This window comes from Actinomyces urogenitalis DSM 15434, assembly GCF_000159035.1.
Taxonomy (GTDB): Bacteria; Actinomycetota; Actinomycetes; order Actinomycetales; family Actinomycetaceae; genus Actinomyces; species Actinomyces urogenitalis.
This window is the reverse complement of record NZ_DS999619.1, coordinates 1-309: the sequence shown is the minus strand read 5'-3', so window position 1 is coordinate 309 and position 309 is coordinate 1. Positions and strand designations below refer to the sequence as shown.

Sequence of the window (309 nt, the reverse complement as noted above, 5' to 3'; positions counted from 1 at the left end):
GCGGATGAGAATGATCCGTCGTATGAGGGGGTGTCGGTGACTAAGGGTGAGTCGGTGACGTCTGAGTCGCCGAAGAACTCTGACGGTTCGGAGGTTCCGTCTGGTTCAGAGTTCTCGATCCCGGCGGACTTCAAGGCTCCTGAGGGTACGACGGTGTCGGTGGACAAGACCACCGGCAAGGTGACTGTGAAGACGAGTGACGGTACTCCTGTGGGTGAGATCAAGGTCCCGGTGACGGTGACTTACCCGGACAAGACCACGGACTCGACCTCGGTGACGGTTACCGTCAAGGACGCTGCGACCCAGCCG

Annotated in this window: 1 protein-coding gene; it reads left to right on the top strand. The window is 60.2% G+C overall.

Going from position 1 to position 309, the window contains the following annotated elements; translation table 11 throughout:
• Nucleotides 1–309 (top strand): Rib/alpha-like domain-containing protein (locus HMPREF0058_RS11520; protein WP_006549976.1); only part of this gene is annotated, 309 nt, incomplete at both ends.